The sequence below is a fragment of the Afipia massiliensis genome, from assembly GCF_001006325.2.
Classification (GTDB): domain Bacteria; phylum Pseudomonadota; class Alphaproteobacteria; order Rhizobiales; family Xanthobacteraceae; genus Afipia; species Afipia massiliensis_A.
This window is the reverse complement of record NZ_LBIA02000001.1, coordinates 4,056,969-4,071,257: the sequence shown is the minus strand read 5'-3', so window position 1 is coordinate 4,071,257 and position 14,289 is coordinate 4,056,969. Positions and strand designations below refer to the sequence as shown.

Sequence of the window (14,289 nt, the reverse complement as noted above, 5' to 3'; positions counted from 1 at the left end):
GATGACATTCGCGCTCGGTCCACGGGCCAGAGCCCAGAACTATCGTCTCGCGGCGTTCGACAGTATCGGTTCGACCAATGCCGAGGCGCTGGCGCTGGCGCGGGCAGGCGAGCGCGGCCCGCTCTGGCTGGTGACGGACCAGCAAACCGCTGGACGCGGACGCCGGCAGCGCGCATGGGTATCTCCGCGCGGCAATCTTGCGGCCACCATTCTTGAGACGGTCGACGTTCAGCCTCCCGTCGCGGCGACGCTGGGATTTGCCGCGGGTCTCGCGCTTGAAGCGGCGTTGCAGGCAGTCAGCGTGGAATATCGCATGCGATCGGGCGGGGCAGGCAAGGGCGAGTTTCTTCTGAAATGGCCGAACGACGTTCTGGCGGATGGCGAAAAGCTGTCCGGTATTCTGCTTGAAGCGGAAACCATCGGCGGCGGTCTGAGCGTCGCCGTCGGGATGGGAACCAACGTGGTCTCCGCGCCGGAAGGGACACCCTATCCTGCGACATCGCTTGCCGCGCTCGGGATCACGGCCAGCGCAGGTGACCTGTTCATGGCTTTGTCGGATTCATGGGCCGAGTTCCGCGGGATCTGGGACAACGGCAAAGGCTTTTCCGAGATTCGCCGCCTGTGGCTGGAGCGCGCGGCCGGTTTGGGTGAAGCCGTCTCGATCCAGTCGAACGGAGCGCCTGTCGAGGGTATCTTCGAGACCATCGACGACACCGGTTGCTTGATCGTCGCGGGCCGCGACGGCAAGCGCACGGCCATCGCCGCCGGCGATGTTCATTTTGGATCGGCCAAATCGTCTGGAGCTACCTGATGTCGCGACCTGACGAACTGACGTTTGCACCGCTGGGAGGTGTCGGCGAGATCGGCATGAACCTGTCGATCTACGGCCTCGGCAACCGGCACCAGCGAAGTTGGCTCGCCATCGATCTCGGTGTGTCGTTCGGCAATGAGGAGCATCTGCCGGGCATCGATGTCATCATGCCGGACATCCGCTTTCTGGTGAAGGAACGGAAGAATCTGGTCGGGCTGGTTCTCACCCACGCCCATGAAGATCATTTCGGTGCGATCATCGATCTGTGGCCGCAGTTGAAGTGCCCGATCTACGCGACGCAGTTCAGCGCTGCGTTGTTCGAAGCCAAATGCGCCAGCGAACGCAACCCGCCCAAGATCCCGGTCACCGTGGTGCCGTCGGGCGGTACTATCGACGTCGGTCCGTTCAGCGTGGAATTCGTGCCCGTCGCGCACTCGATTCCCGAATCCCATGCGCTCGCAATTCGCACCACCGCCGGCACGGTACTGCATACCGGCGACTGGAAAATCGATCCGACGCCGATCATCGGCAAGCCGACCGACGAGAAGCGGCTGCGCGAAATCGGCGATGCAGGCGTGATGGCGCTGGTCGGCGATTCGACCAACGCGGTGCGCGAAGGCCGCTCGCCATCCGAGCAGGAAGTCGCCAAGAACATTACCGAACTCGTGAAAGCCGCGCGCGGGCGCGTCGCGGTCACGACATTCGCGTCCAACGTGGCGCGGCTGCGCGCGGTGGCCGATGCTGCGAAAGCCGCAGACCGCGAGGTCGTTGTGGTCGGACGCGCGATGGAGCGCGTGGTGCAGGTCGCGCGCGAGACCGGCTATCTCGATGGCGTGCAGGCGTTTCGCGGCGCAGACATGTATGGACATTTTCCGCCGGACAAGGTGCTGGCGCTGTGCACCGGCAGCCAGGGCGAGCCGCGCGCGGCATTGGCTCGTATTGCCAATGATGATCATCCGCAGGTGACGCTGAACCAGGGCGACACCGTGATCTTCTCGTCGCGCACCATTCCCGGCAACGAGAAGGCGGTTGGCGCGATCATCAACGGGCTCGTGACCCAGGGCATCGAGGTCATTACGGACCGGACCCACATGGTCCATGTCTCGGGCCATCCGCGCCGCGATGAACTGCGCGACATGATTTCGTGGGTTCGCCCGCAATTGCTGATTCCTGCGCACGGCGAGGCGCTGCATCTGTCGGAGCATGCCAAGCTCGCACGCGCCTGCGGCGTGCCCAAGGTGCTGATCTGCAAGAACGGCGATCTGGTTCGGCTAGGGCCGGGCGATCCGGCGATCATCGAGGAACTGCCGAACGGGCGTATCTTCAAGGACGGCAACATCCTCGAAACCGAAAAGGCCCGTGCCGTCGTCGAGCGGCGGCGGCTGGCGTTTGCAGGCTGTGCCTTCGTCGCCATCGCTGTGACCGACAAAGGCGATCTTGCGGACGATCCCGAGGTTGATCTGGTCGGTATTCCGGAAAAGAATAAGGAAGGCGAGGTGATCGCGGACGATGTTTTCGATATTGTCGTCTCGACGGTCGAAAACCTGCCGCGCGCGCGCCGCCGCGATCCCGATGCGATCGCTGAATCCGTGCGGCGCGCGGTGCGCTCCGAAATCAACGAGCAGTGGGGCAAGAAGACGCTTTGCGTCGTTCACGTGCTGATGGTTTGATTCCCGTTCGATATCTTGAGGAGTGAAATATGCTGGGCCGGCTCAATCATGTGGCGATTGCGGTGAAGGATGCCGAAAAAGCCGCGGAGATCTATGGCAAGGCGTTCGGTGCGGAAATTTCCGGCGCGGTGCCGCTGCCCGAGCATGGTGTCATCACGGTGTTCGCGACGCTGCCCAACACCAAGATCGAATTTATCCAGCCGCTCGGCGACGACTCGCCGATCGCGAAATTTGTCGAGCGCAATCCTGACGGCGGCATTCATCACATTTGTTATGAGGTGCCGGAGATCATCGCGGCGCGCGATACGCTGATTGCGGAGGGCGCTCGTGTGCTGGGCGACGGCAATCCGAAGATCGGCGCACACGGCAAGCCGGTGCTGTTCCTGCACCCCAAGGATTTCTCCGGCGCGCTCGTCGAAATCGAACAGTCCTGAAGGGCGTTAGATAGATGGTCTATTCGATCTCAACCGCGTTCGCGATCTACTTTGTGTTGTGGTGGGTCGTGCTGTTTGCCGTGCTGCCGTTCGGTGTGCGCAGCCAGATGGAAAACGGCGAGGAGATTGCCGGCACCGATCCGGGCGCGCCGAGCGTGCCGCGCATGGCGCGCAAGCTGCTGTGGACCACGGTGATCTCGGCGGTGATCTTCGCTGCGGGAATGTGGGCCTTCAGAGCAGGCTATCTCAATATCGAACGCCTGACCCAACTGATGGGCATTCCGCTTTAGCTGGTTCGGAAGTCCGCGAAGCGAACTCCGGATTCGAAACACCGATTGCACCTGCGATATATTTCATCTGCATTGCGCGGCGCTTGCACCGATATGTGATCGCGCGCGCCTTCGAACATTGCGGAAGAAAAAAGAGCAGGGCCAAGGCCCTGCTCTAAAAATTGTGTCGACCCTATTTTCCCCGAAAAGGTTGGATTTATCCTTGATTAGACGGGGCGACGCTGCTTGTGCGCGTCAGGGGCTCCTCCCGAGACTTGGACCACCAGACGATGCGGCGATTAGCCGTATCGCGCTGACGCGTTTTTGTAGCCGAACGTTTCTTCTTTGTCACGTTATTCAGCATTAAATGTCCATTTTTGCGGCAGTGCACAATTCCCTGATTCAGCCTGAAAACAAGGCTTTTGATGGCGTTTTGACTTGGTCCAAGTTGATCGCTCGGAAAATGGTGGGCAACTACCATCGGACTTTCATTCCCGCGTAAATCGCGCGCCCTGTCCCGGGCTCGAACAGCGCGGATGTAGCGTTGGCGTTTCGCGCGATGCTCGTGCTGGCGATGTAGGCCGTGTTCGCGATGTTGCGGGCTTCGAGATACATCGAATACTTGCCGTCATCGATGCCGGCCTTCAGTCCCCAGATCGCGTAGGCCTGCGTGGTAAACGTGTTGACGTTATCCACGTAGTAAGCCTGCGGCACCCATTCGACATTCGGCCCGATGTAGAATCCGTTCGCGTGCTTGTAGAGCGCCTCGGCGCGCAGGAAGTGACGCGGCGCGCCGGGAAGCTGGTTATTGCCGAAGTTGATGTCGTTATCGAAACGGAAGTCGTTGTAGGTGTAGGCGAGGTTGATCCACACCTTGTCCGCGTCGGGCGTGAAGATGTTTTTGAACACCGCAGCGCCGAGGCCGGCCTCGATGCCCTGATGGACAGTGCGGTCAGCGTTGACCACGTTGCATGAGCCTGCGGTTTGTATGGTCGTCAGACATTGAAGTTCGTTCTTGATGTTGGCGCGGTAGCTGGTGAGTTCCCAGGTCAGGTCGGGCCGCCGGCCGCGGGTGCCGATCTCGTAGGTCGTCGCAGTCTGCGGCTGGATCAGATAAAAGGGAATCCCGGCCATTGCCGAGCCCTCGCCGAAACTCGGCACCTCGGCACTGCGCGAGATGTTGGCGAAGGCCTGCCAGGTCGGATCGATGTCCCACAACAACCCACCCTTGGGGCTCCACAAATTGAACTCGGTCGAGCCGCTCGGCGCGGTTCCGAACCGGGTCGTGCGGTCCCGCGTCGCATACAGGAACTGCGTGCCGCCGATCGCGGCAACGTTCGGCAGGAAGTAGAAGGAATTCTCCACGTAGGCGGAGGTGTTCTTCGACTTGTCGAGCGACGACGACAGCAGCGCGCCCTTGTAGCCGCCGATATTCTGATACTGCTTGTTGTCGATCTCGCCGTTGACGACGTTGACGCCGGCGACCAGCCGGTTGCGGAAGCCGCCGATGATACGATCGTCGGTGACTTTCCCGAAGCCGCCGTAGTCCTTGTATTGATAATCCAGCCACTGGAAGATCGGATGCATCAGGTGGCGATCCACCGCGAATGCACCGAATTCGACCGTGGTTGCGTCGAACCGGATCGTTGTTTTGTTGGCGATCCGCCCGCTGTCGATATTTCGCTGCTGATCGTTGATGACGTTACCGGCCGCTGCTGTCTGAGGTGACGTCAGCGCGGACGCTCTGGTGACGGTGCCCGGGATGCGCTGCCTTATGTCGTTGGCGTTGATGTAGAAGCGTGTCTCGAAATCCGGCGAGAACTGATAGCCGATATTGCCGCTTGCGCGGGTGCTGTGACCGTAGCTGTGATCGCGGAAGCCTTGGTCGCTCTGGTTCGACGCCGTGAAGAACGCATCCCATGGACCGTTCGCGCCGCCGACGCTGCCCTGAAAGCGGCGATAGCCGAAAGACCCCATGTCGACGCCGGCGCTGTTGACGCCTATGTCGCGTCCAGTCGGGGTCACGAAGTTGATCGCGCCGCCGAGCGAGTTCGCGCCGAACTGCAGCGCGTTCGCGCCCTTATAGACCTCGACATATTTGTAGGCGGTTGGGTCGATTTCCTGGAAGTCGCCGTAGCCGTCGGACGTGTTGATCGGAATGCCGTCCATGTAGAGCTGGATGCCGCGCAGATGGAAATTGCGCGACAGGCTGGAGCCGCGAATCGAGAGGCGGCTGTCGTCGCCCCATTTCGGCTGCACAAAGACGCCCGGCACGTAGCCGAGAACGTCCTTGATCGTGCTCGCGACGGAGTTGTTCTTGTAATCCTCCGCCGAGACGATGGCGACGCCGCCGGGCGTCTGCTGAATCTCCTGACGGGCTTGCTGCGCGGTTTTCGCGCCGAGTGGTGCGGGAGAAGTGGCGACCGGACGCGTGTTTGCAGGCTGATCCTGTCGTTCGGCTTCGACGACGACGGGCGGCAGCGTTTGAGGTGCAGTTTGCGCGCGTGCGAACGGGATCGTCGCGACGGCCGCGGCGGACGCCAGCAGAATGCTGCGCGCCCGTATGGAAACGGAAAACATGGGTTGAGTCCCACCAGTGAGATTGACGATTGAACGGATGCGCCGAAGCGCGGGTCGTCAGCTCAGGTGGGGAGGGCCGCGGGGCTGGTGATCGCTCTCCGCGAAGCGGACAACGACGTGATCGTGCGACGTGGGTTCGAACAGAATGCGCAGCGCGATACGGATGGCGAGCGCGGGGGTCTGCGGCGGCTGGTCGGCCATTGCCACGGCGCTGGACAGGCACATCGGGCAACGGACAACCGGCTTGCCGGAATCGGTGTTGCCGTCAGCGTCAGGAACCGCCGAACTGCCGTTGAGGCAGAGTTCGTGGAAGGCGTTCAGCTTGGACGGAGAAATCGTGGCCAGCAGGGCGCTGGTCAGCATCACGTTGAAGACAAGCGCATAGGCCGCGACAAACGCCGCCCATCGTCCTATCGATCTGATCCGTGTTGCCGTCATCTTGACCCCATCAGGCTGTTACCATGGGTTGCGGGAACCGCAAATCTCCTAGTGGTCCGATTCTAACATTCGCATCCCATTTCAGCAGGCCTCCTGCGAATGTTAGAATCGACGGACCACTAGCAAGTATAGGTTTCTAGTGGAGTTTTGGATTTGACATTCGCTTTGCGTACTCGCCGCCTCGGGGCTAGCGAATGTCAAATCCGCTCCACTAGGATGCCACACCCATGCTTCCTCTTGTGTTTTGCCATTTGATCCGCTTTCACTGAAAAGGTTCCCAGACTTCCCCCGCCGATTCCCGGATCAAATCGAAACCCTGAGTGTTCCCATGCGATTGTCGCGTTTTTTTCTGCCAATTCTCAAAGAGACGCCCAAGGAAGCGGAGATCGTGTCGCATCGCCTGATGCTGCGCGCCGGCATGATGCGGCAGGAGGCGGCGGGCATCTATGCGTGGCTTCCGCTCGGCTTCCGGGTGCTGAAAAAGATCGAGCAGATCGTTCGCGAGGAGCAGAATCGTGCGGGTGCCATCGAACTGTTGATGCCGACGTTGCAGCTTGCGGATCTGTGGCGCGAGAGCGGGCGCTATGACGCCTACGGGCCGGAGATGCTGCGGATCCAGGATCGCCACAAGCGCGAACTGCTTTACGGTCCGACCAACGAGGAGATGATCACGGAAATCTTCCGGGCTTATGTGAAGTCCTACCGGAGCCTTCCGCTCAATCTCTATCATATCCAATGGAAATTCCGCGACGAGCAGCGTCCGCGTTTCGGCGTGATGCGCGGCCGCGAATTCCTGATGAAGGACGCTTACTCGTTCGACGTCGACGAGGCGGCGGCGCGGCTGTCCTACAACCGCATGTTTGTGGCGTATCTGCGCACCTTCGCCCGCATGGGCCTGAAGGCGATTCCGATGCGCGCCGAGACCGGCCCGATCGGCGGCGATCTCTCCCACGAGTTCATCGTGCTGGCGGAGACGGGTGAATCCGGCGTGTTCTGCAACCGGGATGTGCTCGACCTGCCGGTGCCGGGTTCGGACGTGGATTACAACGGCGACCTCACGCCGATCATCAAGCAGTGGACGGATCTCTATGCCGCCACTGAGGATGTTCACGATAACGCGCGCTACGAGAGCGAAGTGCCCGCCGACAAGCGGGTGCAGACCCGCGGCATCGAGGTCGGGCAGATCTTCTACTTCGGCACCAAGTACTCGGACACCATGAAAGCCATGGTGTCCGGCCCCGACGGCGCGGAGAAGCCGGTTCACGGCGGCTCTTACGGCGTCGGCGTGTCGCGCCTCGTGGGCGCGATCATCGAGGCCTGCCACGACGAAAACGGCATCAAGTGGCCTGAAGAAGTCGCGCCGTTCCGCATCGCGATTCTCAACCTGAAGCAGGACAGCGCCGAGACCGGAGCCGCCTGCGAAAAGCTCTATGCCGCATTGAACGCCAAGGGCGTCGATGTTCTCTACGACGATACCGACCAGCGGCCGGGCGGCAAATTCGCCACCGCCGACCTGATCGGCATTCCGTGGCAGATCCTGATCGGCCCGAAGGGACTTGCCGAGGGCAAGGTTGAAATCAAGCGCCGCAGTGACGGATCGCGCGAGTTCATGAGCCTGGATGAGGCGATCAACCGCTTCACCGCCTGAGTCATACACGGATTTATCTTGAGGGCGGTCGCGGTCGTGGTAGCTCGCGACTAGAATTAGCCCGATTCGTGTGAAAATCCGGACTATGGAACAGACATGAGCGAGCCAGTTCGGACACCACCTTTTGCGCCATTCGAATGGATGCTGTCGTCCCGCTATCTGCGGGCGCGGCGCAAAGAGGGCTTCATTTCGGTCATCGCCGGCTTTTCGTTTCTCGGCATCATGCTCGGCGTGGCGACGCTCATCATCGTGATGGCGGTGATGAACGGCTTCCGCAAGGAACTGCTCGACAAGATTCTCGGCCTCAACGGCCATGTCGTTGTTCAGCCGCTGGAATCGCCGCTGACCGATTGGAAGGAAGTGGCCGAGCGGATTAGCAAGGTTCAGGGTATCCGCCTCGCGGCACCCGTGGTCGATGGGCAGGCATTGGCGTCGTCGCCGTTCAATGCCTCGGGCGTTTTCGTGCGCGGTATCCGTGCGCAGGATCTGAACAGCGTCACGTCGATTGCCAAGAACATCAAGCAGGGCACGCTGGAAGGATTCGATGAGGGGCAGGGCGTCGCGATCGGCCGCCGGCTCGCGGATCAACTGTCGCTGCGCGCCGGGGACAGCATCACGCTGGTTGCGCCGCGCGGCGCGGTAACCCCGATGGGCACGACGCCGCGCATCAAGCCTTACAAGGTCGCGGCGGTGTTCGAGATCGGGATGTCCGAATACGATGCATCGTTCGTATTCATGCCGCTGCCCGAAGCACAGGCCTATTTCAACCGCGCCAACGATGTCACCGCCATCGAGGTCTATACGGTCAATCCCGACAAGATCGATGTCTACCGCAAGTCGGTGACCGAAGCCGCGCAGCGGCCGATCTTCCTGGTGGACTGGCGGCAACGCAATTCCACGTTCTTCAATGCGCTGCAGGTCGAGCGCAACGTGATGTTCCTGATCCTGACGCTGATCGTGCTGGTGGCGGCGCTGAACATCGTCTCTGGCCTCATCATGCTGGTGAAGGACAAGGGCAGCGACATTGCGATCCTGCGCACCATGGGGGCATCTCAGGGCTCGGTGATGCGGGTGTTCTTGATCACTGGCGCAGCCATCGGCGTGGTCGGTACGCTGGTGGGCTTCCTGCTCGGCCTGCTTGTCTGCCTCAACATCGAAACGATCCGTCAGTTCATCTCATGGATGACCAACACCGAATTGTTTTCGCCCGAACTCTATTTCCTGTCCAAGCTTCCGGCTGAAGTCGATGTCGGAGAAACCACGGCGGTCGTAATCATGGCGCTGACGTTATCGTTTCTGGCGACGCTGTACCCGTCCTGGCGCGCCGCGCGCCTCGATCCGATCGAAGCGCTCAGGTACGAATGAGCGCACCGATGGAGCAGGGGGAAAATGGCGTTCCGGTCGTCTATCTGCACGACGTCCGCAGGCGTTACAAACAGGGCGAAGCTACGCTGACCATTCTCGACGGCGCCAGTCTGGCGCTGTGGGAAGGGCAGTCCGTGGCGCTGGTCGCGCCCTCGGGCACCGGCAAATCGACGCTGCTTCATATCGCGGGTCTGCTGGAGCAGGCGGACGAGGGCGAGGTCTATGTCGGGGGCACCGCGACATCGGGACTGTCCGATATCGAACGCACCCAGATCAGGCGCACCGATATCGGCTTCGTCTACCAGTCACATCGGCTGCTGCCGGAGTTCTCGGCGCTCGAGAACGTGATGATGCCGCAGATGATCCGCGGCCTGCCGAAGAAGGAAACCGTCAAGCGGTCACAGGAAATCCTGGCCTATCTTGGCCTCGCGGAGCGCGTGACGCACCGGCCGGCTGAATTGTCGGGCGGCGAGCAGCAGCGCGTGGCGATCGCGCGCGCGGTGGCCAATGCGCCGCGTGTTCTGCTGGCGGATGAACCGACCGGAAATCTCGATCCGCATACTGCGGATCATGTGTTCAAGGCCCTGACCCAGTTGGTGAGGGCAACACGCGTCGCGATGCTGATCGCGACGCATAACATGGACCTGGCTGCCCGGATGGACCGTCGCGTCTCGCTGCAGGACGGTCACGTCATCGAGCTCGACTGAACTCGATCAGGTCGGCTCAGTAGGCCGAGCGCTGCTGCGAGCGGCGGCGCGGCTGCTGATAGACCGGCTCGTCGTCGCTGTAGGCATAATAGGGATTGGCGTAGCAACCTGCATAGGTTCCTGCTGCGGTCGCCTGGCACTGCTGATAGGTCGCGTAGCTGCAGTCGCCCTGACCGGTGGCGATGTCCCGGCCCTGCAGACAGAACGGATAGTTTCCCCGGGCTTCCGCAGGGGCGGACTGGACGGCGAAACCGGTGCCGAGCACCGCGAGGGCCAAAAGTAGATTGCGCATTGTGATCTCCTGCCGGGCGGTGCCCGGGATTCCTGTTGAACCCAGACCGTTTTTAACATGCTCCGTCAACTCACGTTCCTGCGTAGCTGTTGATGGATTTGCGAAAGTCACGGGCCGTTTACGTTTTGTTAGCATTGGCCAGAACATCGGCTGGGCCGGAATTTCCGACGCTTGACTTGAAGAACAAAAAAGGAACAATGTTCCTATTACGTTCTCATAGAGTCGGTAGAGCGTCGATTAGGGAGTTCGGTCATGTTGAAGACATTCGTTGAAGAAGCTGCTGCGCTGACCTCGCTTGTGCTGTTCGTCGGAATGATCGCGATCTGGGCGCAAGTCATTCCGCAGATGTAGTCGGTAACCGGCCTCGGGAACGCTCCGAGGCTGGGGAAAACGATGATGGACCCGGCATAGACAGACGGGTCCGCGTCATCCGCGTGGACACCTGTTGTACAAGGCACCACCATCGACCCTCATGAGTCGTCCTGTCGTCGCAGGCGGTTCATCGCGCCGATGAAACTCCGCGAAGGTTGCCAAGGTCCGCATGTCCAAAGCCATTACACCGAAGTCGTCCGCGTCGGACCCCGGGTTCGTCCATCTGCACGTGCATTCGGCGTATTCGCTGCTGCAGGGATCGATGACGATCGGCAAGCTGGCTGAACTTGCCAAGGCCGACCATCAGCCCGCACTGGCGCTGACCGACAACGACAACATGTTCGGCGCGCTGGAGTTTTCCGACAAGATCGCTGGTTACGGCATCCAGCCCATCACCGGCTGCGCGATGTCGGTCGATTTCGGCGATCAGGACCCCGCGGCCCGCAACGCGCTTGCGCCCGCGCGGCTCGTGCTGCTGGCGACCAACGAGGACGGCTATCGCAGCCTGATGAAACTGAACTCCCGTGCGTTTCAAGACACGCCGGTCAATCAGTCGCCCCACATCAAGATCGAGTGGCTGGAGGGCGAGACCGCCGGGTTGATCGCGCTGACCGGCGGACCGGAAGGCGTGATCGCGCAGGCCATCACCGCCGAGCAGCCGGCTTTGGCTCAGGCGCGCTGCGACACCCTGGCGAAACTGTTCGGGGATCGGCTCTACATCGAATTGCAGCGCCACGGGCTTGAGAACGAACGCCGCGTTGAGCCCGCCTTGATCGACATGGCGTATGCCATGGGCCTGCCGTTGGTCGCGACCAACCAGCCGTACTTTGCCAGCGCCGACGATTACGAGGCGCACGATGCGCTGCTCTGCATCGCGGGCGGGCGGCTGGTGTCGGAAACCGATCGCAATCAATTGACGCCGGACCATCGCTTCAAGACGCGCGCCGAAATGGCTGTGCTGTTCGCCGATCAGCCGGAAGCGCTGGCGTCGACCGTCGAGATCGCGAAGCGCTGCGCCTACCGGCCGCGGACGCGCAAGCCGATCCTGCCGCGCTTCACGGTGGGAAGTGACAACTCCGGCGACGCGGAAGCCGAGGAGGGCACCGAGTTGCGCCGTCAGGCGGCCGAAGGCTTGGCTGGCCGTCTGGCGCTGCATGGTCTGGCACCGGGCATCACCGAGGAGGACTACAGCAAGCGTCTGTCCTTCGAGCTCGATGTCATCACCCGCATGAATTATTCGGGCTACTTCCTGATCGTGTCGGACTTCATCAAGTGGGCGAAAGCTCAGGGTATTCCGGTCGGACCGGGCCGCGGTTCGGGCGCAGGTTCGCTGGTGGCCTACGCGCTGACCATTACCGACCTCGACCCGATCCGGTTCGGCCTGCTGTTCGAACGCTTTCTCAATCCGGAACGCGTGTCGATGCCGGACTTCGACATCGACTTCTGTCAGGACCGCCGCGGCGAGGTCATCCGTTACGTGCAGGACCGCTACGGCCGCGAGCAGGTCGGGCAGATCATTACCTTTGGAACTTTGCAGGCGCGCGGTGTGCTGCGCGACGTCGGCCGCGTGCTGCAGATGCCCTATGGGCAGGTGGATCGGCTCACCAAACTGGTGCCGCAGAATCCGGCGGCGCCGGTTACGCTGGCGAAGGCCATCGAGAGCGAGCCGAAGCTGCAGGCCTTCCGCGACGAGGACCCGGTGGTCGCACGCGCCTTCGACATCGCGCAGCGCCTCGAGGGTCTGACGCGCCACGCCTCGACCCACGCGGCGGGCATCGTGATCGGCGACCGGCCGCTCAGCGAGCTGGTGCCGATGTACCGCGATCCGAAATCGGACATGCCGGTTACCCAGTTCAACATGAAGTGGGTCGAGCCCGCGGGACTGGTGAAGTTCGACTTCCTCGGCCTGAAGACGCTGACGGTGCTCGATGTCGCGGTGAAACTGCTCAAGAAGCGCGGCGTCGAGGTCGACCTCGCGACGCTGCCGCTCGACGACAAGCAGAGTTACGAGATGCTGGCGCGCGGCGAAGTGGTCGGCGTGTTCCAGGTTGAAAGTCAGGGCATGCGGCGCGCGCTGGTCGACATGCGCCCCGATCGTTTCGAGGACATCATCGCGCTGGTGGCGTTGTATCGTCCGGGTCCGATGGCGAACATTCCGACCTACTGTGCGCGCAAACACGGTGATGAGGAGCCGGAATACCTGCATCCGATGCTGGAGCCGATCCTCAAGGAAACCTTCGGTGTCATCATCTATCAGGAACAGGTGATGCAGATCGCGCAGGTCATGGCGGGCTACTCGCTCGGCGACGCCGACCTGTTGCGCCGCGCGATGGGCAAGAAGATCCGCGCGGAAATGGAAAAGCAGCGCGCGATCTTTGTTGCGGGCGCTGTGAAAAACAACGTGACCAAGGGGCAGGCGGAGACGATCTTCGAACTGCTCGCGAAATTCGCCGACTACGGCTTCAACAAGAGCCACGCGGCGGCCTATGCGCTGGTCTCCTACCAGACCGCCTACATGAAGTCGCATTACCCGGTGGAGTTCATCGCGGCGTCGATGACGCTCGACATGAACAACACCGACAAACTGTCGGAATTCCGCGCCGAGGCGCAGCGGCTCGGCTTCAAGGTCGAGGCGCCGTCGGTCAATCGTTCGGGCGCGACGTTCGAGGTCAAGGACCAGACGATCTATTACGCACTCGCTGCGCTGAAGGGCGTCGGCGGACAGGCGGTCGAACTTCTGGTCGAAGCGCGCGGCGACAGCGCCTTCACGTCACTGGCCGATTTCGCGTCGCGGGTGAATCCGCGCGCCATCAACAAGCGCGTGGTCGAAAGTCTGGCTGCCGCAGGCGCTTTCGATACCATCGATTCAAATCGTGCGCGGGTGTTTGCGGGAGCCGACGTCATCGTCGCGGCCTGCCAGCGCGGGCATCAAGCCACGACGTCGGGTCAGGACGACATGTTCGGCGGCATGGCGGATGCGCCGAGCATCGTGCTTCCCAATGTCGAGCCGTGGCTGCCGGCGGACCGTCTGCGCCGCGAATACGACGCCATCGGCTTCTTCCTGTCGGGACATCCGCTGGACGACTATGCGACGGCGCTGAAACGCCTGCGCGTGCAGTCGTGGAGCGAGTTTTCCCGTGCGGTGAAGACCGGTGCGACTGCGGGACGTGTCGCTGCGACGGTGGTGTCGCGGATGGAGCGCCGCACCAAGACCGGCAACAAGATGGGCATCATCGGGTTGTCCGATCCGACCGGACATTTCGAGGCCGTGCTGTTTTCGGAAGGGCTGGCGCAGTACCGCGACGTGCTGGAGCCCGGAACGGCCGTGCTTATGCAGATCGGCGCGGAGTTGCAGGGCGAGGATGTGCGCGCCCGGATCCTCCATGCGGAACCGCTCGACGATGCCGCCGCCAAGACCCAGAAGGGCTTGCGCATCTTCGTGCGGGACGACAAGCCGCTGGAGTCAATCGCCAAGCGGCTGGAAGGCCATCAGGCTACGTCTGTTGGCAACAAAATCCAGCCGGTCAAATCTGCGGGGCCGGCGGCTGGCGAAGGCGAAGTCACGCTGGTGATGATGCTCGACCTTGAGACAGAGGTGGAGCTGAAGTTGCCGGGCCGGTTCAAGGTGTCGCCCCAGATCGCCGGTGCGATCAAGGCGGTCTCCGGGGTGGTGGACGTTCAGACGGTGTGACCGTTTCGCGCA

General features: G+C 61.9%; 11 protein-coding genes. 8 read left to right on the top strand and 3 right to left on the bottom strand.

Annotated features, from left to right (window positions below):
- Nucleotide 1: 1 nt before the first annotated feature.
- The 4 genes from YH63_RS19555 to YH63_RS19540 are packed head-to-tail and all read left to right on the top strand — an operon-like array spanning nucleotide 2 to nucleotide 3,205.
- A complete protein-coding gene (locus YH63_RS19555; RefSeq protein WP_046829966.1) occupies nucleotides 2-811 on the top strand; it encodes a biotin--[acetyl-CoA-carboxylase] ligase in 810 nt (269 codons plus the stop codon).
- Nucleotides 811-2,481, top strand: a complete 1,671-nt coding sequence (locus YH63_RS19550; RefSeq protein ID WP_046829965.1) for a ribonuclease J — start codon at nucleotides 811-813, stop codon at nucleotides 2,479-2,481. The genes YH63_RS19555 and YH63_RS19550 overlap by 1 nt, the downstream gene beginning before the upstream one ends.
- A 29-nt stretch (nucleotides 2,482-2,510) precedes the next feature.
- Nucleotides 2,511-2,915 carry a methylmalonyl-CoA epimerase gene (gene mce / locus YH63_RS19545; RefSeq protein WP_019196912.1) on the top strand — a complete coding sequence of 135 codons (405 nt, stop codon included), beginning with the start codon at nucleotides 2,511-2,513 and terminating at the stop codon, nucleotides 2,913-2,915.
- A 14-nt stretch (nucleotides 2,916-2,929) separates the two neighbouring features.
- Nucleotides 2,930-3,205, top strand: coding sequence for a DUF1467 family protein (locus YH63_RS19540; protein ID WP_046829964.1), 276 nt, complete (start codon nucleotides 2,930-2,932; stop codon nucleotides 3,203-3,205).
- Nucleotides 3,206-3,658: 453 nt separating this feature from the next.
- Here the strand turns inward: YH63_RS19540 and YH63_RS19535 are convergent, their stop codons facing one another.
- Both YH63_RS19535 and YH63_RS19530 read right to left on the bottom strand, forming a co-directional pair.
- A complete protein-coding gene (locus YH63_RS19535) occupies nucleotides 3,659-5,764 on the bottom strand; it encodes a TonB-dependent receptor family protein (protein ID WP_046829963.1) in 2,106 nt (701 codons plus the stop codon).
- Nucleotides 5,765-5,821: 57 nt separating this feature from the next.
- Nucleotides 5,822-6,202, bottom strand: a complete 381-nt coding sequence (locus tag YH63_RS19530) for a hypothetical protein (protein ID WP_046829962.1) — start codon at nucleotides 6,200-6,202, stop codon at nucleotides 5,822-5,824.
- Nucleotides 6,203-6,530: 328 nt separating this feature from the next.
- Between YH63_RS19530 and proS the strand changes: the two genes are divergently transcribed.
- From proS to YH63_RS19515, 3 genes are all read left to right on the top strand, one after another.
- On the top strand, nucleotides 6,531-7,850 hold the full coding sequence (gene proS, locus YH63_RS19525; RefSeq protein WP_046829961.1) for a proline--tRNA ligase: 1,320 nt from the start codon (nucleotides 6,531-6,533) through the stop codon (nucleotides 7,848-7,850).
- 96 nt (nucleotides 7,851-7,946) lie between these two features.
- A complete protein-coding gene (locus YH63_RS19520; RefSeq protein ID WP_046829960.1) occupies nucleotides 7,947-9,215 on the top strand; it encodes a lipoprotein-releasing ABC transporter permease subunit in 1,269 nt (422 codons plus the stop codon).
- A gap of 8 nt (nucleotides 9,216-9,223) precedes the next feature.
- Nucleotides 9,224-9,922 carry an ABC transporter ATP-binding protein gene (locus tag YH63_RS19515; protein ID WP_046830312.1) on the top strand — a complete coding sequence of 233 codons (699 nt, stop codon included), beginning with the start codon at nucleotides 9,224-9,226 and terminating at the stop codon, nucleotides 9,920-9,922.
- Between the two features lie 16 nt (nucleotides 9,923-9,938).
- On the opposite strand, the gene YH63_RS19510 is transcribed toward YH63_RS19515, so the two are convergent.
- Nucleotides 9,939-10,214 (bottom strand): DUF3551 domain-containing protein, encoded by a 276-nt coding sequence (locus tag YH63_RS19510; protein ID WP_046829959.1) that lies wholly within the window; start codon nucleotides 10,212-10,214, stop codon nucleotides 9,939-9,941.
- Between the two features lie 541 nt (nucleotides 10,215-10,755).
- On the opposite strand from YH63_RS19510, the gene dnaE reads away from it, so the two are divergent.
- Entirely contained in the window at nucleotides 10,756-14,277 is a 3,522-nt protein-coding gene (dnaE, locus tag YH63_RS19505) for a DNA polymerase III subunit alpha (protein WP_046829958.1), read from the top strand.
- The last annotated feature ends 12 nt before the right edge of the window (nucleotides 14,278-14,289 follow it).

Coding starts and splice junctions, on each gene's coding strand:
- YH63_RS19555 (WP_046829966.1), top strand. CDS start 2: ATGACATTCGCGCTCGGTCCACGGGCCAGAGCCCAGAACTATCGTCTC.
- YH63_RS19550 (WP_046829965.1), top strand. CDS start 811: ATGTCGCGACCTGACGAACTGACGTTTGCACCGCTGGGAGGTGTCGGC.
- mce (WP_019196912.1), top strand. CDS start 2,511: ATGCTGGGCCGGCTCAATCATGTGGCGATTGCGGTGAAGGATGCCGAA.
- YH63_RS19540 (WP_046829964.1), top strand. CDS start 2,930: ATGGTCTATTCGATCTCAACCGCGTTCGCGATCTACTTTGTGTTGTGG.
- YH63_RS19535 (WP_046829963.1), bottom strand. CDS start 5,764: ATGTTTTCCGTTTCCATACGGGCGCGCAGCATTCTGCTGGCGTCCGCC.
- YH63_RS19530 (WP_046829962.1), bottom strand. CDS start 6,202: ATGACGGCAACACGGATCAGATCGATAGGACGATGGGCGGCGTTTGTC.
- proS (WP_046829961.1), top strand. CDS start 6,531: ATGCGATTGTCGCGTTTTTTTCTGCCAATTCTCAAAGAGACGCCCAAG.
- YH63_RS19520 (WP_046829960.1), top strand. CDS start 7,947: ATGAGCGAGCCAGTTCGGACACCACCTTTTGCGCCATTCGAATGGATG.
- YH63_RS19515 (WP_046830312.1), top strand. CDS start 9,224: ATGGAGCAGGGGGAAAATGGCGTTCCGGTCGTCTATCTGCACGACGTC.
- YH63_RS19510 (WP_046829959.1), bottom strand. CDS start 10,214: ATGCGCAATCTACTTTTGGCCCTCGCGGTGCTCGGCACCGGTTTCGCC.
- dnaE (WP_046829958.1), top strand. CDS start 10,756: ATGTCCAAAGCCATTACACCGAAGTCGTCCGCGTCGGACCCCGGGTTC.